Annotated in this window: 17 protein-coding genes; 8 read left to right on the top strand and 9 right to left on the bottom strand. The window is 69.1% G+C overall.

The genetic code is table 11. The annotated features are described in order from the left end of the window. Positions 1-216: 216 nt before the first annotated feature. Both ASG49_RS00485 and ASG49_RS00480 read left to right on the top strand, forming a co-directional pair. Complete coding sequence (locus ASG49_RS00485) at positions 217-1179, top strand: alpha/beta hydrolase (RefSeq protein WP_200936168.1); 963 nt, start codon at positions 217-219, stop codon at positions 1177-1179. Between the two features lie 9 nt (positions 1180-1188). Beyond that, positions 1189-2256 (top strand): helix-turn-helix domain-containing protein, encoded by a 1068-nt coding sequence (locus ASG49_RS00480; protein WP_056535679.1) that lies wholly within the window; start codon positions 1189-1191, stop codon positions 2254-2256. Between the two features lie 19 nt (positions 2257-2275). Here ASG49_RS00480 and ASG49_RS00475 read toward each other — a convergent pair whose 3' ends face one another. Together ASG49_RS00475 and ASG49_RS00470 are read right to left on the bottom strand one after the other, a co-directional pair. Next, positions 2276-3148 carry an aldo/keto reductase gene (locus tag ASG49_RS00475; protein ID WP_369814191.1) on the bottom strand — a complete coding sequence of 291 codons (873 nt, stop codon included), beginning with the start codon at positions 3146-3148 and terminating at the stop codon, positions 2276-2278. Between the two features lie 35 nt (positions 3149-3183). Further along, positions 3184-4083 (bottom strand): aldo/keto reductase, encoded by a 900-nt coding sequence (locus tag ASG49_RS00470; protein WP_056535676.1) that lies wholly within the window; start codon positions 4081-4083, stop codon positions 3184-3186. A 127-nt stretch (positions 4084-4210) separates the two neighbouring features. Between ASG49_RS00470 and ASG49_RS00465 the strand changes: the two genes are divergently transcribed. Then, on the top strand, positions 4211-4852 hold the full coding sequence (locus tag ASG49_RS00465) for a TetR/AcrR family transcriptional regulator (protein ID WP_056535673.1): 642 nt from the start codon (positions 4211-4213) through the stop codon (positions 4850-4852). Here the strand turns inward: ASG49_RS00465 and ASG49_RS00460 are convergent, their stop codons facing one another. The 5 genes from ASG49_RS00460 to ASG49_RS00440 all read right to left on the bottom strand — a co-directional run bounded on the left by ASG49_RS00460 (position 4853) and on the right by ASG49_RS00440 (position 9220). Next, positions 4853-5335, bottom strand: coding sequence for a DUF6644 family protein (locus ASG49_RS00460; RefSeq protein WP_056535670.1), 483 nt, complete (start codon positions 5333-5335; stop codon positions 4853-4855). An 11-nt stretch (positions 5336-5346) separates the two neighbouring features. Continuing rightward, the gene (locus ASG49_RS00455) at positions 5347-6042 is read right to left on the bottom strand and encodes a DUF6152 family protein (protein ID WP_156384133.1); all 696 of its coding nucleotides are present in this window, start codon (positions 6040-6042) and stop codon (positions 5347-5349) included. A 120-nt stretch (positions 6043-6162) separates the two neighbouring features. After that, positions 6163-7404, bottom strand: coding sequence for an MFS transporter (locus ASG49_RS00450; protein ID WP_200936167.1), 1242 nt, complete (start codon positions 7402-7404; stop codon positions 6163-6165). Positions 7405-7449: 45 nt separating this feature from the next. Then, complete coding sequence (locus ASG49_RS00445; protein ID WP_056535667.1) at positions 7450-8238, bottom strand: enoyl-CoA hydratase/isomerase family protein; 789 nt, start codon at positions 8236-8238, stop codon at positions 7450-7452. 94 nt (positions 8239-8332) lie between these two features. Beyond that, complete coding sequence (locus ASG49_RS00440) at positions 8333-9220, bottom strand: helix-turn-helix transcriptional regulator (RefSeq protein ID WP_056535663.1); 888 nt, start codon at positions 9218-9220, stop codon at positions 8333-8335. 218 nt (positions 9221-9438) lie between these two features. Here ASG49_RS00440 and ASG49_RS00435 point away from each other — a divergent pair, with 218 nt between their 5' ends. The 5 genes from ASG49_RS00435 to ASG49_RS00415 all read left to right on the top strand — a co-directional run bounded on the left by ASG49_RS00435 (position 9439) and on the right by ASG49_RS00415 (position 16723). Beyond that, positions 9439-10635 (top strand): multidrug effflux MFS transporter, encoded by a 1197-nt coding sequence (locus tag ASG49_RS00435; RefSeq protein WP_056535659.1) that lies wholly within the window; start codon positions 9439-9441, stop codon positions 10633-10635. Between the two features lie 200 nt (positions 10636-10835). Continuing rightward, a complete protein-coding gene (locus tag ASG49_RS18100) occupies positions 10836-11189 on the top strand; it encodes a cyclophilin-like fold protein (RefSeq protein WP_082533677.1) in 354 nt (117 codons plus the stop codon). A 68-nt stretch (positions 11190-11257) separates the two neighbouring features. After that, a complete protein-coding gene (locus tag ASG49_RS00425; protein ID WP_056535653.1) occupies positions 11258-12304 on the top strand; it encodes an alcohol dehydrogenase catalytic domain-containing protein in 1047 nt (348 codons plus the stop codon). Positions 12305-12318: 14 nt separating this feature from the next. After that, a complete protein-coding gene (locus ASG49_RS00420; protein WP_056535650.1) occupies positions 12319-12714 on the top strand; it encodes a cupin domain-containing protein in 396 nt (131 codons plus the stop codon). Positions 12715-12952: 238 nt separating this feature from the next. Then, complete coding sequence (locus ASG49_RS00415; RefSeq protein WP_056535647.1) at positions 12953-16723, top strand: hypothetical protein; 3771 nt, start codon at positions 12953-12955, stop codon at positions 16721-16723. 154 nt (positions 16724-16877) lie between these two features. On the opposite strand, the gene ASG49_RS00410 is transcribed toward ASG49_RS00415, so the two are convergent. Together ASG49_RS00410 and ASG49_RS00405 are read right to left on the bottom strand one after the other, a co-directional pair. Continuing rightward, entirely contained in the window at positions 16878-17729 is an 852-nt protein-coding gene (locus ASG49_RS00410) for a hypothetical protein (protein WP_056535645.1), read from the bottom strand. Between the two features lie 77 nt (positions 17730-17806). Further along, entirely contained in the window at positions 17807-18973 is a 1167-nt protein-coding gene (locus ASG49_RS00405; RefSeq protein WP_056535642.1) for an IS110 family transposase, read from the bottom strand. Between the last annotated feature and the right edge of the window lie 276 nt (positions 18974-19249).

The raw sequence follows: 19249 nt of genomic DNA, 5'->3' as shown, positions 1-19249 counted from the left end.
GCCACCTCGCGGTCAGCCCACCCTGACCTTCCCGAGGCGCCTGCGGAACCGACAGTGCGACGCAGTCGAGGCTGTGACGCCCGCCACATGGCGGGTAGGAGGCCGCTTGCCCGCCACTCAGGCTCCGAGGCCTCGTCGCGGACCCGTTTCGCGGCTAGCGTGAGCCACCCCGCGGCATCCGCTGCGGAGGTCCGACGGACGGGAGGACGGCGTGCCATGACCGGCGTGCTGCGACCCGAGTTCGACGCCGAGCTCAAGGCGGGACTGGCCGTCGTCGGGGGCATGTTCCCGCCCACGATCACCCCTGACCTGATCCCGTTCATGCGCACGTCGTACGCGTCGCAGCCGATCGACGAGCTGCTCGAGCAGCGAGGCATCGAGCGCCAGGACGTCGTGGTCCCGGGCCACCTCGGCGACCCGATCGAGGTCTCCGTGCTCCGGTCGAGGACGGCCGTCGGCCCCCGTCCCGGCGTGCTCTACGCGCACTCCGGGGGCCTGATGTTCGGCGACCGCTTCAGCGGCCTCGACCTCGTCCTGGACTGGGTCGACCAGCTGGGCGTGGTGATGGTGACCGTGGAGTACCGGCTGGCCCCCGAGCACCCCGACCCCTACCCGCGCGAGGACATGTACGCCGCCTTGACGTGGACCGCCGACCACGCCGACGAGCTCGGCCTCCGCGCCGACCGGCTCCTCGTGGCCGGCGCGAGCGCCGGCGGTGGTCTGGCCGCAGGGCTGGCGCTGGCGGCCCGTGACCGAGGCGGCCCGCCGCTGTGCGGGCAGGTCCTCGACTACCCCATGCTGGACGACCGTGGCACCACCCCGTCGACCGGCCAGTTCGACGGCGTCGGCGTCTGGGACCGGATCAGCAACGAGACCGGGTGGGACGCCCTGCTCGGGGACGCCCGCGGCGGATCCGACGTCTCGCCGTACGCCGCACCTGCGCGGGCGAGCGACCTCACCGGGCTGCCGCCGGCCTTCGTCGACGTGGGCGCTGCGGAGATCTTCCGCGACGAGGCGATCGCCTACGCCGACGCCCTGTGGCGCGCCGGGGGCGATGCCGAGCTGCACGTCTGGTCGGGCGCCTTCCACGCCTGCGACATCTTCGCGCCGCACACCGTCGTGGGGCAGAGCATGATCGCGGCCCGGGACGCCTGGGTCGCCAAGGTCCTGGGCGACTGAGGACCCGGGATGCAGGAGCTGCTGGGACGGATCGCGCGCCTCGACCCGAGCGCGAGCCTCGGCCTGCGCGTGATCGCGTGCTTCGACGAGCTGGTGGTGGGGCGCGTGAACACGCGCGCCCTCCTCGCCGCGGCCGCGTCGCTGGCCGGGTGCCCCGCCGGCTTCCACCAGGACCGTCCGGCGCGCCAGGTCCGCGTCGACCCGCGCGGCCGGGTGCTCCCGGCCGCTCCGGGGACACCGGGACGGGACTCGCCCCTCGCCCACCCGGACGGGGCCACCGCCTTCGAGCCGGCCCCAGGACTGTGCGTGTGGCTCGAGCGCGACGGCGAACCACTGGCCAACGACGCGATCATCCTCGAGCGGCTCGCCCTCGCGGTCCGGATCCGCCAGGGGCTGGGTCACCGCGACCTCGACCACCGGCGCGAGCTCGGCCTGCTGGTCGACGCCGACGTGGGCGAGGAAGAGCGCTGCGTCGCCGCGACCGCCATCGGGCTGGACCCGCACCGCCGCTACCGGGTGGCCGCCGCGCCTCTGTTCGCGGTCTGGGGCACCCATCCCTCGGGTCCTGAGGACGTCGTCGCGACCCGGCACGGACCGCTCCACGCTCTGGTCGTGCCGGAGGAGTTCGGTCACCTCGACGCCTCGCCCGCCGGCCTGGGCGTCGCCACCGACGTCGCCCACCTGAACCACTCGTTCCGCACCGCCGTCGTCGCGCTCCAGCTGGCCGACCCGCCGACCACCCCGAGCGTGCGGGCCGACGACTACGGGGGCCTGGTCGGGCTGCTGGCCGACGCCGCGCCCGACGCCCACCAGCCCGACGCCGACCTGCTCGAGGACGTGGCCGGGCACCCGTGGGGCCGTGCCACCCTCGAGGCCGTCCTGCGCTCGTCCTCGGTGCGTCAGGCCGCCCGGACAGCGGGGGTCCACCACTCCACCATGCAGTCGCGCGTCGACTCGATCACCGAGACGCTCGGGTGGGACCCGTTCGACGGGTTCGGACGGACCCGCCTCGGCACGGCGTACCTCGTCTGGCGGTTGCGCCACTCGCGGGTCCTGGACCTCCCGGCCCCGACCTGACCGACTGAGCCGGCGCCTCTCAGGTGTCGAAGCGGACGTTGCCCAGGAAGGCGACACCGGCGGGGTCACGGTGGTCGAACGCCGTGCTGGCGCCGGTGTCCAGCGTGGTGATGCGGGCCATCTCGTCGTCGGTCAGCGCGAAGTCGAGGACGTCGAGGTTCTCGCGCATGCGCTCGGGACGGGCCGACTTGGGGATCACGACGATGTCGCGCTGGAGCAGCCAGCGCAGGACGACCTGCGCGACGGTCTTCTCGTGCGAGGCGGCGATCTCGGTCAGCACGGGGTCGGTGAACAGGTCGCTGCGACCCTGGCCGAGGGGCCCCCAGGACTCGTGCTGCACGCCGCGCTCGGCCATGACCTGGTGGTCGAGGGTGCGCTGGAAGAACGGGTGGGTCTCGACCTGGTCGACCGCGGGGGTGATCTCGTTCTGGTCGTCGAGGTCGACGAGCCGGTCGGGGTGGAAGTTCGAGACCCCGATGGCACGGGTCGCGCCCTCGGCGTACAGCTTCTCCATCGCACGCCACGAGCCGTAGTAGTCGCCGTACGGCTGGTGGATCAGGTAGAGGTCGAGGCGGTCCAGTCCGAGCCGCTCGAGCGACCGGCCGAACGCGCGTCGCGCGGGCTCCTCACCGGCGTCGGAGATCCACAGCTTGGTGGTGACGAACAGCTCGTCGCGGGGGATCCCGCTGGCAGCGATGGCGCGACCGACGGCGGCCTCGTTCTCGTAGGCCGCGGCGGTGTCGAGGTGGCGATAGCCGGCGGCGAGGGCGTCGCTGACGACGCGCTCGGTCTCCTCGGGAGACACGGCGTAGACGCCGAACCCGAGGGTCGACATCTCGATGCCGTTGTTCAGGGTGACGGTGGGGATCGTCAGTGTGGTCGGGGTCGACATGGTGGTTCCTCTCGTGCGGTGGTGCTCGGGTGGGTTCAGGCCTCGGGGATGGTGACGCCGCCGAAGCTCTGGCTGGTGATCTCGGCCGGTTCCGGGCCGCCGCGCACGCCGGTGTCCAGTGCGTCGATGGCCTGGATCTGCGCGTCGGTGAGGGTGAAGTCGACGACGTCGAGGTTCTCCGCGATGCGGGACGGGGTGACCGACTTGGGGATGACCTGGCGTCCGTGCTGGAGGTGCCAGCGCAGCATCACCTGGGCGGGGGTCTTGTCGTGCTCGCGGGCGATGTCGGCGATGACAGGGTCGGACAGGGTGCTGCGGTGCTGGTCGCCGAACCCGGGGTAGAACGTGATGCCGCCGATGGGCGACCACGCCTGGGTCAGGACCCCGTGCGCCGCGTTGGCCGCGAGCACGTCGGGCTGCTGGAAGTAAGGGTGCACCTCGACCTGGTTGACCGCGGGCACGACCGTCCGCTCCTCGAGCAGCCGGGCGAGGTGGTCGGGCATGAAGTTGCTGACGCCGATGGCGCGGACCCGGCCGTCGGCGAGCAGCCGCTCGAGCGCCCGGTAGGCCTCGAGCGTGCGGTCGAACTCCCGGGGAGCCGGCTGGTGGAGGATCAGCAGGTCGATCTGCTCGACGCCCAGCTTGCCGGCGCTCTTGTCGAACGCGTGCAGGGTCTCCTCGAAGCCGTAGTCGCTGACCCACACCTTGGTCTCGAGGAACACCTCGGAGCGGTCCAGGCCCGAGCGGCGGACGGCCTCGCCGACCTGGCGCTCGTTGCCGTAGCCGGCGGCGGTGTCGACGTGCCGGTAGCCGACGTCCAGCGCCGCGCCCACCGCGGCGAGCGTCTGGTCGGGATCGGCCTGGAAGACACCGAAGCCGAGTGCAGGCATCTGCACTCCGTTGTTGAGGTCGTAGGTGGGGACGGGCGACGACATGCGGATGACTCCTCGAATGGCTGGTGGCTTCTCGACACCAATGTAAGAGCCCTGTAACATTGAGTCAAGTGCGAGGCTGGCCCACCCACGCACACCGAGCGTCGGGGCACAAGAGGAGCGAGAGCACGTGGCGCGACGTACGACCTACCACCACGGCGACCTGCGTGAGGCCCTGGTGACCGGGGCGCTGCAGCTGATCGCCGAGAAGGGCGTCGCCGGCCTGTCCGTCGCCGAGGTCGCCCGACGCATCGGCGTGAGCACGGCCGCCCCCTACCGGCACTTCGCCAGCCGGATCGAGCTGCTGTCCGCGGCAGCCACGGTGTCAGGCCGCCGCCTGTCCGCGCAGATGCGCGCGGCGGCCGAGGCGGTGCCTGCCGCTCCCGCCGACGAGGTCGGGCACGCGGTGGAGACGCTGGCCGCCCTCGCGGCGGCGTACGTCCGCTACGCCCTGGCCCACGGGGCCGCCTTCGAGCTGGTCCTGGCCAACGAGCTGTCCGACTTCCACGACGCCGAGCGCCGTGACGTGACCCGGGGGTTGTTCGACCAGCTGCTGTGGCCCGCCGTCACCGTCACGGGCGGCGTGATGGCGGCCAACCCGCTGCTGCGCAGCTTCACCGCCGTCGTCCACGGCTACGCCTACCGACCGCCCGGCGGTTTCGGGGGTCGGTTCCCGACCGACATGCGCGGCTTCGCCACCGAGGAGGAGCTCGTTGCCGACGAGGCCGCGGGCGCGGTGCGCGTGCTGGCCAGGGCGAGCGTCCCGGCCTGATCAGGTGTAGGCCAGGAGCCTGCCTGCGACGGTGACCCCGGACCAGCTCAGGAGTGACACGACGGCGGCGACACGGGCCGAGTGTGGCGAAGGCCGGTCGGTGTCCCACTGCGCGACGCTGCGGTAGGTGCGCCGGTGGAAGACCACGATGTTCAGCCCGCCGACCAGGATGAGACCGAGCTTCCACGGCGCACTGCCCCGGTCGACGATGAGGCTCGCTCCGGGCATGAACAGCAGGACCCCGGTGACGGCCGCGACGACGAACCCCACGCGGGACAGCGGGAGCAGGTAGTTCGCCGCCGCGGTGACCGGCAGCCACTGACGGGCCACGCCGAGGAGTCGGAGGTCGAAGGCCGCGGCCGGCCCGATGAGGAGCGCGATGCCGATGATGTGGATGCTCTCCAGCATCGGATACATGTACGGCGTCCCGCGCACCGCCTCGGCCAGCCAGCCGTCCTCCAACCAGGACAGGAGCTCGTTCACCCCGCCCGCCCTCACACCCGGTTGGCGCGGGATCGCACGTAGGCGACCCCGCCGACGACGGCGACCAGCAGCACCAACCCCGTCGCGCCCCACACGACCGCCGGGTTCGTGTCCGAGGCAGGGAAAGCGGCCCCCTCGGAGGATGCGTCATCGGCGTACGGAACCGGCAGCGGACGGGCAGGCAGCTCGCTTCCGAGGACCTGGTTGACCGGCTGGCCCTCGTCGTACCAGAAGACGACGGGCCGGAACTCCTCGTCGTGGCTCCTGCCGATGTAACCGACCGCCTCGACCCGCTCGTCGTCCTCGAGCGGCCGGTCCAGACCCCACATCCCGGTGTACGTCGGCGGGGCGATCGTGACCGCGAGCTCGTCGCGTGAGCCCGGGTACGACGGAGCCGCCTCGACCGGGTCGCTGTCCTCCGGAGCCTGCAGCTGCTCGGGCAGCTCTAGGTCGGGCGTGTCAGCGGGAAGGTCGCCGTCGACCGTCAGGGTGAAGTAGGAGTGGGGGTCGCCCCAGCGCACCTCGGAGACCGTGCCGGAGACGTAGTAGAGCCGATCGGTGTCGTAGTCGTCGAACCCGTGGTGCGCCTGGGCGGGTCCGGCGACCGCCCCCGTGAGCAGGGCGGCCGTGACCAGGGAGGCGATCGCGAGCACGACTGCACGGACCCGGGTCGGGGCCGGGCGTGCGGGGATGGTGGGCAGGCGCATGAGGTCGGGCCTCTCCGAGAGCTGGTGCGGGTCGGCACCAGCCAACTCGACTCGCGGCAGGCGAGGGAGTCCCTGTCGTGAGGTGTACTGGCAGACCACCCCTGCCCGCCGCGGTGGAGCTCAGGGCCTCGTCGGGAAGGCCGCACGTCGCCCCGCGACGGCCAGCGCGAGCGCGGTGGACGCGAGTCCGACCATGACGACGGGGAGGGCGACGCCGTCGAGGTGCCCGATGACGATCGCGCCGATCACCCCGGCGGCGAAGATGGCGAGGTTGAAAGCCACGCCGAGCATCGAGTTCGCGACGTCGGCGTTCTCGCCGGCAGCGATGCTGATCGCGGTGAGCAGCTGGGTCGCCGCGCCACCGAAAGAGAGCCCCCAGACGACGATGGCGACAAGCACAGCCACCACCGACTGGTGACCGACCACCAGGACGGCGCCGGCGACGACGAACATCGCGATGCTGGTGAGCACGAGCGGCCGCAGGGTGTGGTCGATGACGGCGCCGGTGATGCCGACGCCTGCCAGCGCGGCGACGCCGAAGACGACCAGTGCGACGTCGACGGAGAGGCGTAGGTCCCCGTCGGCGAGGTAGGTCGAGATGTAGGTGTAGACGATGTTGTGCGCGAGCATCCAGGCCACGATCACGGCGAGGATGACCCCGACTCCCGGGGTTCGCAGGATCTCGGTCACGGAGGCCCGTGACTCCGGAGCCTGACCGGGTGCGTCGGGGACGACGGTGAGGGCGAGCACCGCGGCGACGAGGGTCAGGGCCGCCAGGGTCACGAAGGACCACCGCCAGTCCAGGGTCGTCCCGAGCCATGAACCGAACGGCGTACCGACGGCCAGACCCAACGGGACCCCGAGCGAGGCGATCGCCAGCGCCCTGCCGGCGTGGGCGGGGGCGCTGATACGACGCGCGTAGCCGGCCGTGACGCCCCAGACCAGGCCGGCAGCGGCCCCGCCGACGAAGCGGGCCACCAGCGAGAGCGCGAGGTGGTCGGAGACAGCCGTGACGGCGTTGGCCAGCAGGACGGCGAGGATGCCCGCGACGAAGACGGGCCTGCGCCGCATCCCCCGGGTCAGGGCGACCAGGGGGATCGCCGCGACGACGGTGCCCAGGGCGAAGACGCTGACGAACTGACCCACGGTTCCCTCGCCGACGCTCATGCCGGCCGCGATCTGCGGGAGCAGCCCCGCGGGCATGGTCTCCGTGGCGATGAGGAGGAACCCCATCAGGGCCATCACCAGCAGGGCCGCCAGGGGAAAGCGGTTCCCGGGGGCCGAGGCGCCGACGGCGGCGGCCGCGTCCGCAGGGTCGGCGGCGCGTGGCGTGCGGTCGGTGCGGGGAGACGGTGGCGACATCGGGTTCCTGTCAGCGAGGGCGGTCGTGGGACCGGCGTCGCTTCGCTACTCGAAGGCCGCGTCGCGCCGCTCGAGGAAGGAGGAGATACCCTCGCGGACGTCCGGGGAGAACAGCGTGATCATCTCCATGGCCAGGCTCGCCTCGAAGGCGGGCATGGCCATCCGCAGCCAGCTGTTGAGCGAGCGCCGGGTCCACTTGATGGCCTGCTGCGGCCCCGTCGCCAGCCGGTTGGCCACGCTCAGCGCCTCGTCCAGGACGGCCTCCCGCGGCACGGCCTTGCTGACCAGACCGATCTCGTCGGCGGTCTTCCCGGTCATCCGATCGGCGGTGAGCAGGTAGTACTTCGCCTTGGCCATGCCGCACAGCAGCGGCCAGATCAGCGCTGCGTGGTCACCCGCCACCAGACCGATGTTGATGTGACCGTCGGTGAACTCGATGTCCTCACCGATGATGCTGATGTCGGCCATGAGGGCGACGACCAGTCCTGCTCCGGCGGCTGGCCCGTTGATGGCCGAGATGATGGGCTTGTCGCAGTTCACCATGTTCTCGACCAGCTTGCGGGCCTCCTCGAGGGACGTGACGACGCTGGAGTAGTCCCCCACCTTCTCGAGCTCCTCCTGGAGGTCTCCGCCGGCACAGAAGGCCTTGCCCGCACCGGTCACGACGGCCACCCGGGTCTCGGGGTCGTCGGAGATGTCGGGCCAGACGGTCACGAACTCCTTGAGCATGACCCTGTCCGCGGCGTTGTACTTCTCGGGGCGGTCGATGGTCACGAGCAGGACGCCGTTGTCGCGTCGCTCGAAGCTGAGTCGCTCGTACTTGTCGAAGTCCATGGGTGCCTGCCTCTGCCACTCGTGCGATCGGGGTGCGGCGCGATCACAGCACACGCTAGACAGTTTGTAAAATGTCAGAGGTTTACGTGCGTGTTCAGGTGGCGTCCTGGCCGTGAACTTCCACCTGGGGCAGCTCTGCTGCCCAGGAGGCAAGGAGACGCAGGCGCTCAGCCGAGGGCGATCCCGGCTCGGCGGTGTAGATCAGGGCGATGTGGCCGGGCTCGGCGGTGACGGCGAACTCCTCGTACGCCAGGGTGAGCTCGCCCACGACGGGGTGGTGGAAACGCTTCGTGCCCGCCCCGTGGTTGCGCACGTTGTGGTCGGCCCACAGCCGACGGAACGTCTCGCTCTGCGTCGACAGCTCGCCGACGAGCTCCTGCAGGCCCCGGTCGTGCGGGTCACGACCGGCCTCGGCCCGCATGATGCCCACGCACATCTCCGCGAACTTCTCCCAGTCCGGGTAGAAGTCGCGGGAGGCAGGGTCCAGGAACTGGAACCGGGCCAGGTTCGGCGTACGACCCCCGTCACCGATCACGGGTGAGTAGAAGGCCCGGCCCAGGGCATTGGTCGCCAGCAGGTTCTGCTGCGGATCGCGGATGAAGGCGACGCCCTCGGTGATGGCGTCCAGGGCCCACGCCAGGCTGGGCCTGGCGGTCGCCCGGGAGGTGCTGCGTCGACGGGGTCGTCCCGAGGTGGGGATGCCGTCGGCGGCTCGCGCCAGGTCGAACAGGTGCGCGCGCTCGGTGTCGTCCAGCCGGAGCGCCCGGGCCAGCGCGTCGAGCACGGGCGTCGAGGCGCCTGCGATGTGACCGCGCTCGAGCCGGGCGTAGTACTCGACGCTCAGTCCGGCAATGGTCGCGACCTCGCTGCGCCGCAGCCCCGCGACCCGACGGGTGCCGATGTCGGGCAGACCGACGTCCCCGGGCGTCAGGCGAGCACGCCGGGACGTCAGGAACTCTCGAACCTCATGACGGTTGTCCACCGGACGAGAGTAGGTCGCGGCGCGGATCCCTGCCGAGGGGCGAAGGGTGCCCTGTCAGTACACCTCATGAGCGGGACTCCCACCCGAGCGCCGGAGCGGGTGTAGTGGACGACGAGATGACCACGAGAACCACGCCCCGACCCGAAACCTCCCCGACCCCTCCCGTCCGCGGGGACGGTCGCCCCCGGGCGGCGACGCCCGGCGACCGTCCGGCACACGTGCCTGTCGGCGTCCTGGTCAGCGTCACGGCGCTCACCATGATCGCCCCGCTCGCCACCGACATGTACGTCCCCGCCTTCCCGCTGGTGCTGCAGGACCTGGGGACCACGGCGACCTCCCTCCAGCTCACATTGACGACGTACTTCGTGGGCATGGCCCTCGGGCAGCTGCTGGGCGGTCCGCTGTCCGACCAGCTGGGACGCCGCCGCCCCCTGTTCACCGCCCTCGCGCTGATGGTGGTGGCCTCGCTCGGGTGCGCGGTGAGTCCGACCATGGCCGTGCTGACGACCGCCCGTTTCGTGCAGGGCTTCGCCGGCGGCTGGGCCATGGTGATCGCCCGCTCGGTCGTGGTCGACATCGCCTCCGGACCCACGCTGGTGCGCTCGCTGAACCTCGTGCAAGGCGTCGCAGGCGTCGCCCCCGTCCTCGGGCCGCTGCTCGGCGCCGCCCTGCTCGAGCACTCGGGCTGGCGCATGTCCTTCTGGCTGCTGGTGGCCTGGAGCGCGGTCATGATCGTCGTGGTCCGCTTCGTGCTGCCGGAGACCCTCCCGAACGAGCACCGCAGCAGTGGCGGTCTCCACCACCTCCGCGACGCAGGGGCTCGCGTCCTGCGGACCCGGCACTTCACCACACACCTGGTCGTGATGTCGCTGTCGATGGGCGTGATCTTCGCCTACGTCGCCGCCTCGGCCTTCGTGCTGCAGTCCATGAACGGGCTCACGCCCGTCCAGTACTCCCTCGTCTTCGCCGCCAACGCCGTCGGCCTCGTCGGCGCGACGCTGCTCTCGGCCCGGCTCGCCGGTCGGGTGCGCACGGCGCTCGTCGTCGCCGTCGGTCTGGCTGCCACCGGGGCGGCCGGGCTGCTCCTTCTCGTCGGCGCTGTGTGGTTCGACATGCCCCTGTGGGCCGCTGTGCCGGGCTTCTTCGTGCTCATGACCGCCCAGGGCCTGATCGGCCCCAACGCCGGAGCCCTCGCCTCGGAGGCCGTCCCCGACGACCCCGGCACCGGCTCGGCGCTGCTCGGTTTCGTGCAGTGGTCCACGGCGGGCCTGGTCGCTCCCGTCGCAGGGGCGGGGGGCGCCGCGACCGCCGTCCCCATGGCGCTGACGGTCCTCGTGATGGTCCTCGTCTCCGCCGCCGCACTCCGCTCGGCATCCCGCCCCCTGCCTCCGCGTCACTCCGAGGGAGCACCGTGAAACCCATGTCCTTCCGGCCCGCCTCACGCGCGTCGGTGACGATCCCGCTGGTCGCCCTGGTGCTCAGCGCCTGCGGTGCTGACGGGTCGCCACCCGCTTCCACCGGCTCTTCCTCGACCGGGTCGAGCTCGACGGACCCGACCCCGACACAGACCACGTCGTCCAGCCCCACCCCACCCACCGATGGTCAGGAGGACCAGATGCAGCTCGAGATCACGATCGGCGACCAGCAGTTCACCGCCGACCTGCGCGACAGCGCCGCCAACCGCGACCTGCTCGCACAGCTGCCGGTGACGCTGGAGATGAGCGACCACGGCGGTGTCGAGAAGACCGGCCGCCTCCCCTCGCGCCTGTCCCTGGACGGCCAGCCCTCCGGGGCCGACCCGGACGTCGGTGACGTCGGCTACTACGCGCCGGGCAACGACCTCGTCCTCTACTACGGCGACCAGTCCTACTACGAGGGCATCGTCGTGCTCGGCCGGCTGCAGGGCGACGCCGCCGAGCGCATCGCGGACATGGACGGCACCGTCCGGGTGCAGGTCGAAGGACGCTGACACACCACCCCACCCCGCCTTGGCACATCGCCGAACACGAGCCACCCATCCACTCAGGAGGAACCACGATGCGAGCAGCAATCTTCAACGGCCCCGGCAAGATCGACCTCGAGGACCGCCCCAAGCCGACCGTGCAGGACCCGACCGACGCCGTGGTGCGCGTTGTCCTGGCCTGCGTCTGCGGGTCCGACCTGTGGTGGTACCGCGGGATCTCCGACCTCGCACACGGCACCATCGGTCACGAGTTCATCGGCGTCGTCGACGAGGTCGGTGACGCCGTCCAGGACCTGGCGGTCGGTGACTTCGTCATCGCCCCGTTCTCCTGGAGCGACGGCACCTGCCGCAACTGCCAGGCCGGTTTCCACACCGCCTGCGACCACGGCGGCTTCTTCGGCCAGGGCGGGCAGGACGACGGCGGTCAGGCGGAGTACGTCCGCGTCCCCCAGGCCGCCGGCACCCTGGTCAAGGTCCCCGGCGACGACCTCTCCGACGACGTGATGGCCGACCTGCTCGCCCTGACCGACGTCATGAGCACCGGCTACCACGCCGCAGTCAGCGCCGGCGTGACCGAGGGCATGACCGTCGCCGTCGTCGGAGACGGCGCCGTGGGCCTGTCCGGGGTCCTGTCGGCCAAGCTCCTCGGAGCCGCCCGCGTCATCGTCCTCGGCAGCACCCACGAGGACCGCCACGCACTGGCCCGCGAGTGGGGCGCCGACGAGATCATCACCGTCCGCGGGGACGAGGCCGTGGCCGCACTGAAGGACCTCACCGACGGCAACGGCGCCGACGCCGTCCTCGAGTGCGTCGGGACCAAGGACTCCACCGAGACCTGCTTCGCGATCGCCGCCGCCGGCGCCATCGTCGGCCGCGTCGGAGTGCCGCACGACGTCACCATCGACGGCGAGGCCACCTTCTTCCGCAACATCGGCATGCGCGGAGGCCCGGCCCCCGCCCGCTACTACCAGCCCCAGCTCATGCGGGCCGTCCTCGACGGCGAGATCCACCCCGGCAGGGTCTTCGACCTCGTCACCGACCTCGACCACATCGCCGACGCCTACGCCGCCATGGACGAGCGCCGGGCCATCAAGGCACTCATCAAGATCAGCGAACGCTGAGAGGAGCACCACCCATGAAGTTCACCGAGAGCGGCGGCCAGTCCGCCCCCGGCCCGGACGACTGGTTCACCGGCACCGTCCTCATCGACGGCATCCGCAACGCCGACGACCAGTCGGCCGTCGGCTGCGCCCACGTCCGATTCACCCCCGGCGCCCGCACCGCGTGGCACACCCACCCCCGAGGTCAGACCCTCTACGTCACCGACGGCATCGGCCTCGTCGCCACCCGCGACGGCGGTGTCCAGGAGATCCGCCCCGGCGACGTGGTCTACATCGAGCCCGGCGAGGAGCACTGGCACGGCGCCACCCCCGACCGGTTCATGGCCCACGTCGCCATCCAGGAAGCCGACGAGCAGGGCGAGGTCGTCACCTGGCTCGACCACGTCACCGACAGGGAGTACGCCAGCTGACGGCCGACCAACCGACGACCCACCGGCCCCCGCCGGTGGGTCGTCGCCGTTGTGTCCGCGGGGACGAGCCGGCCGGGCTTGTCCACTCCCCTGCTGGACCCGTGTCACCCCGCCCAGAATGACGCGGCCGTTCGCGGGCCGCGGAGCAGGCGCCCGACTCCCCTTGGAGATCAGCACCCACTAGGAGCTTCCGATCGACGGATTAGGGTCGACTAGACATGACGAGGGGACGGAACGCATGACGCTGAGCGGTGGCCTGCCCCACTTGGCGGGTGCCAGTGAGCTTGAACGCTGGGCCGATACGCGGTCCGCGCAGGCCGACCTTCCGATCGTTGTGCGCAGGCTCGTGCGAGCCGAGAACGACCAGGTCCAACGCGTCGAGATGCGTGGCGGCGACGGGGTCGGGCTGACGGGTTACGACGGCTTCGTGGAAACGACTCGGTCGACGCCGTTTGTGCCCGACGGGTTCAGCGTGTGGGAGATGGGCGTCGGGGGCGATCCCGAGAAGAAGGCCCAGCGTGACTACCGGACCCGGACGGACAAGCCGAACGGAGTCGACAGAGCGACCACGACGTTCGTCTTCGTCACCCCGAGGCGCTGGGAGAAGAAGAAAGACTGGGAGCAGCGACGACGCGACGAGAGGATATGGCGCGACGTCCGCGTCCTCGACGCGGACGACATCGAGCAGGCCTTGGAGGTCTCCCCAGCAGTCCAGATCTGGTTGTCCGAGCTGCTCGGCATGGACCCGTTTGGTGCGACCTCGATCGAGGACTGGTGGGACCGGTTCTCCCGGGGCTTCCGGCCATCGTTGACGAGTTCAGTCGTGCTGGCAGGGCGAGAGGACCAAGCAGCCGCACTTACTCGCCGCCTCGCCGATGAGGTCGGCCGGACCTTCATACGCGCAGCGAGCATCGATGACGGGCTCGCCTTCGCGGCTTGCTCGATGATGATGATGGGGGCGAATGATTCCGAGCCCATGTTGGCGAAGTCTCTCCTCGTCCACGACGGTGTCACGCTCAGGCGGCTGGAGCGCACGTCGAGCCTGCTCATTCTCCTGCCGTATGAGGAGCATCTACAGCGAGACGCCCATCTGATCGACAACCACCATGTGGTCTTCGTGACTACCGATAGTGACGGAGACGCTGACGTCGATCTTCCGCCGCTGGACCATCTCGCGCTTCGCTCCGCCCTCAAGGCGGCTGGGGTACCGGAAGTCGACCTAGATCGGTACATGAGGGCCGGGAACAAGAGTCTTGTCGCTTTGCGCAGAGTGTCCACTCAGTCACGTGACCCGGAGGCGTGGCGCGCGAACCTCATTGACCGGCCAATTCGCCGGGCTTGGCTTGCGGGAGCCTGGAGCCAGACGCGTAGCGGCGACGCCGAGGTCATGGACGCGCTCACCGCAATTGGCGGGGAGGAGCTCGAAGAACGACTAGCGGCAGCGATTCGGCAGCCTGATCCTCTTTTTACGAAGGTTGGCTCGACCTGGGCAGTTGCTGCGCCCGAGGACTCGTGGCGAGTAGCTCGACAGGTCATCTCTGACCGCGACCTGACCGCTCTTGAACATGCGATCCAAACGGTTCTGGGCGCCGTGGATCCCCGGCTAGAACTTCCGGCCAAGGACCGCTGGCTCGCGGATATCCACGGCAAGAGCCGCATTCACTCCAGTGATCTGCGAAAGGGACTCGGGCGCTCTCTCGCGCTCATGGGTGCTCGCGGGGATGACCTGTGGCTGACTGCGGGACGGAGTGCCCGCCAATGGGCTGAGCGAGTCGCTTGGAATCTGTTCGAGCGCGCGACCCAAGACCGGTCGGCCCAACTGTGGACGTCCATGGAAGATGTAGTGCCATTACTGGCTGAGGCTGCGCCGGATGCATTCCTGCGTGCGTTGTCCCAGAGCGCCAGCGGCACCGAACCGCTCGCGAGGAAACTCTTCCAGGACGTTGATGCCGACTGGAATGCGGGCAGTCCGCACACCGGGTTTCTGTGGGCGCTGGAGGGACTCGCGTGGTCCGAGCAGCACATGGGCTACGCCGCCGAGGTGCTTGCTCAGCTCGCAGAACTTGACCCTGGAGGCCGACTCAGCAACCGTCCGTCTGCCAGCCTCGAGGCAATCTTCAAGCCCTGGCATCCCCAGACCTCGGCACCGCTGCAGACTCGCATACAAACACTCGACGCTCTAATTCGACGCCACGTTGAAGTCGCCTGGAGACTGCTGCTCGAACTGATCCCCGAGCCATCGGGGTTCGCCAGTCAGGCCCATCATCCTCAGTTCCGTGATTGGGGTGGCCCGAGCGAGCCGAGCGTCACGCGCGTGGAATTCAACGAGATGGTCACGGCGGCGGCTGATCGGGTGCTGAAGCTCGCGAGTGAGAAGCCGGACCGATGGGTTTCGGTCCTGCCGAAGCTTGGCCGCATGCCTGCTGAGTCGCGCCACCAGGCTTTGGACGCCCTCGGAAGGCTCGATCCAGCGAACCTCAACTCCCACGATCGATTGGCGCTATGGGAGGCGATCGATCGCCTTGTGCGGAGGCATAGAGATCATGAAGACGCCGAATGGTCCATGAACGAAGAGACGTTGACTGCGCTCTCTGACGTCCGCGGTCGAGTGAGGCCCAATCGGCCCAGCGACGTACACAGATGGCTATTCGACGAGTGGCACCCGAGCATCGGAGTTGCTCCTACAGACGATTTGGAGGGATACGACACCGCGCTCGATACGGCTCGTCAGATCGCGATCCGAGAAGTCTTCGAGGGAGAGGGTTGGGACGCGACTGTTGCTCTAGCGCGCACCGTGGAGCTCCCTTGGGCAGTTGGGTCCTCAATCTCTCGCGTAAGTAGCCGTAACGATGAGGCCGCGCTCGCTCTTCTCGACAGCTCAGATCGCTCACAGGTTCAGTTCGCGGAGGGGTACGCGCGGGCACGTCTAGCGGGTGACCATGACGGCATTCGAGAGTGGGTGGCGCGGTTCCCAGGGCGCCCCTTGCTTCAGGCCCGACTGCTCCAGTTGAGCCCTGACGTCGAGGCAGCCTGGCGACTGCTGGATGAGTATGGGGCGGAGGTCGATTCGGCCTACTGGTCGGAGTTCGTGCCCTACGGGCGGGGACCCGACTTCCCGCTCGTCAACGATGTCGCGCGTCAGCTGGTTGGGCATGGCCGAGCAGCGATGGCCCTGCACGCGCTGAGCATGTATGCAGCGCGGCAGTCTGGCGTGGAGACCGATGTAGTCATCGAAGCTCTGGAGGCGTTCGGAACGAGGGAAGACCCTGAAGCCGCTCGTGTATCGGATTACAACATCACGAGGTTGCTGGAGTACCTCAAGGAACAGGGCATCGATGAGGAAACGATCGCCCTCCTGGAGTGGAGATACCTTCCCCTCCTCCATGACGAGTCACGCACGCTGGCGCTGGAATCGCTGCTCGCTCGCAGTCCTAAGACGTTTGTCGACGTAGTGGAGCTTGTCTTCCGGCGTGCTAACGAGGACGAGGATGCTGAACCACGGAACGACAATCCGGCCCTCGCATCAAACGCGTATCGACTCCTACGCGAGTGGAAAGTCGTTCCCGGAACTCGGGAAGATGGCACCGTCGACGGGGACGCCCTCAATGAATGGCTCGCCGAGGCGAGCCGCCTTCTCTCCGATGTTGATCGACGGGACATCGGCGAACTCCAGATCGGAGAGGTTCTCGCGCATGCTCCAGAGGATCCAGATGGAACCTTCCCGACACTCCCGGTCCGCAACGCTCTGGAAGCAGCTGGCAGCAACCGGCTGGAACGCGGCTTCAGCGTCGGCCTCTTCAACAAGAGGGGCATCACATCTCGTGGCCTGACGGAAGGTGGGAAGCAGGAGTACGACCTGGCTACCAAGTACGAATGGTGGGCTAACGCTGTGCAAGCTGCCCACCCGCGGACAGCCTCGGTGCTGCGAGACATGGCGGAGAGCTATCGCGAAGAAGGTCGGCGCAACGACGAAGAGGTCAGGCGATATCTGGAGGGGCTTGACCGATAGCGCGAACTCAGGCCGACACCGCGGGCATTTCCGGTTTCGTGTCAGGTGACTCGGGTTAGCGCAACGCTGAGATGCGAAGTTCGTCTAGTTTTGCTCGTTGAACCGAGTCTAGGAACAGCGCAATGCACGTTCGGCGAATCTGTACCTCCGCACCTTAGAAGAACGACACGGTGTGCGACGACGCCTTCGCAAAGCCGGCTTCGGACCAGTTGAACGAGATCGTCACGTGCGAAGCCATCCCCCACGACAAGACGACCGGGACCGAGATCTCCCCACCGTGCCGTGGAAGAGTAAACTGACCGGGATCGGCCAGCATCATCGGCGCCTCGGAGTCGCGGTCATCTCCAGCCGGCGTGAGCACGAACGAGATGTCCTCTGCATCGACGTCTCCAGTGTTCTTGAGGATCAGACGGTACGAGGATCCCGCCTTGACGGCACGAGCCTGAAGCGCAGCGCCTTCTCTCACCGGCTTTCGCGCGTCGATTGGTGCACCCAGTTCGAGCACCACAATGTCGGCCTCGATTGCTCGCCTCACCTGGTCCTTCAACGACCCTGGAGTGTCGAACGACCCGTACAGACCGAGGTTCTCGACCTCCTTCTTGAACGCTTCGAGCGTCGCAAGCGCCTCCGAGTTAACCTGCGCACGGTCGATGGGCATAGACGAGAAATAGACGTGGACCCGTTTGCCGGCGTCCTTGGCTTCATGGAGTTCCTCCGCAGTGCCTGACGCGTACCGCGGCGTCTCTTGGCCGAGCTTCGAGTGGAAGATTCCGATGACGACGTCGGCCTCATCGACCAACTGCCGGTTGATGACCGTTTGGCCGTCCTCGCCGGTCAATTCTGGAACCGCGTTGGTTTCCCACCTGCGCGGCAACAGCACGACGGACGACGAGGCCGCCCTATCGCCGTTCCACCCATGAAGCGCCTGTTCGACGGCGTCCCGCAGCTCGGCAGTGTCGGAAGGCGAAGCGATCAGGACACGGAGCACGTTCGCGGAGAAGGGCACAATGCGTCACGGTATCTGGTGTGCCTGCCTGGGTGCCGGACTCTTGCGATGCGCGACATTCCGGCTCCCTTCTGTTGTCAACCGGTCGGGCGTAGCGTCTTTCGCGCGGGTCCGGGAAGTGGCTGATCCGAAGTGTCGACATGCGGGGGCAGGTCGACCGCGCTGGACTGAACAGTCGCCCCGCAGTGCCCTCCCGGACCCGCTCCAGGATCCCGCGTGGCGTCTCTCTGGGCGTCGTCGAGGAGCTGGCGGTAGATGGCATCGGAGATCCTGCGCTTGAGGCACCGGATCGCCTCGAGGGGCTTCTTGCCCTCGGCTCGCTTGCGTCGGTAGTAGGCGCGGCCGTCGGTGTCCAGGCGGATCTGGCTGATCGCGGCGATGTGGATCATGTGGTTCATCCGTCGGTTCCCGGCCCGTGAGAGCCGGTGCCGGTTCTGCTCACCGGACGAGGCGTCCAGGGGTGCGGTGCCGGTCCAGGACGCGAACCGGTTGCGGTCGGCGAAGCGGGTGACGTCGCCGACGTCGGCCAGGACGCGCGCTGCGACGACGGGTCCGACGCCGTGGAGGTCCATCAGGTGTGAGCCGCGGGCGAGCACGATGGCTTTGAGCTCGGCGGTGGACTTCTTGATCTTGGCCTCGACCGCGACCAGTTCCGCGAGCTCCTCTGCGGCGATGCGTCGGCGGGTCTTCCCGGCGATGTCACGCGGGCGAACAGAAGCGAGCATGGCCTTGGCTTGGCCGGTGGTGATGTCGCGTTTCGCCTGTCCAGGCAGGAGTTCTGCGAGCAGGGCTTGGAGTCGGTCGACGGTCTGGACCCGGCGCCTGGTGAGGGCTTCGCGTCGGTCGGTGAGCATCCGCAGCGCCTCGAGCTCGCCGTCGAGCTGGAGCACCCGCAGGGTCTTGGTGCGGACCGCGACCGCGGCGACTGCGTGTGCGTCGTGGGCGTCGGTCTTGCGGTTGTGGCCGGTGTCGAACAACCGCACCCGGGCTGCCAGCTTCGCTGGAACATCGACCACCTGTTCGCCGTCCTCGAGCAGTCGCTGCGCCAACGGTCGGCCGGCGCCGTTGCTGCCTTCGACGGCCCAGAGTCGGGTCGGCCAGGTGGCGGCGTACTTGCGCATCGCTGCGTAGCCGGCCCGGTCGGTGGTGAACCGACCCGAGCCAAGTAGCTTCTCGTGCTGGTCGACGACCTCGATGGTGGCCGAGAGCTTGTGGGGATCGACCCCGATGATGACCTGCTCCATGCGCTTCTCCCGCCTCTGTGCGATCCGGTGGACGGCGAGGTGGGCATTGCTACTACGAGCAGGGCAGTCCCTTCTTGAGCCACGCCTCGTCACGGTGACCGACGGGACGCAGACCGGAAGAGAGCCACACCCTCAATCAGGTGGGCAGCCGCATGGAGAGCTTCCCGCCGATCACCTCGACCGAGTCTGGCCAGACACCGGTCGTAACGGAATCGTCTAGTAGCCGCCAGAGCCCGCGGCGATGGGGCCCGGCCACATCTCGCCCTCAGAGAGCCC

This window comes from Marmoricola sp. Leaf446 (assembly GCF_001424755.1).
Classification (GTDB): Bacteria; Actinomycetota; Actinomycetes; order Propionibacteriales; family Nocardioidaceae; genus Marmoricola.
Note: the sequence above shows the minus strand (reverse complement) of the source record. Positions and strands in the feature narration are given on the sequence as shown.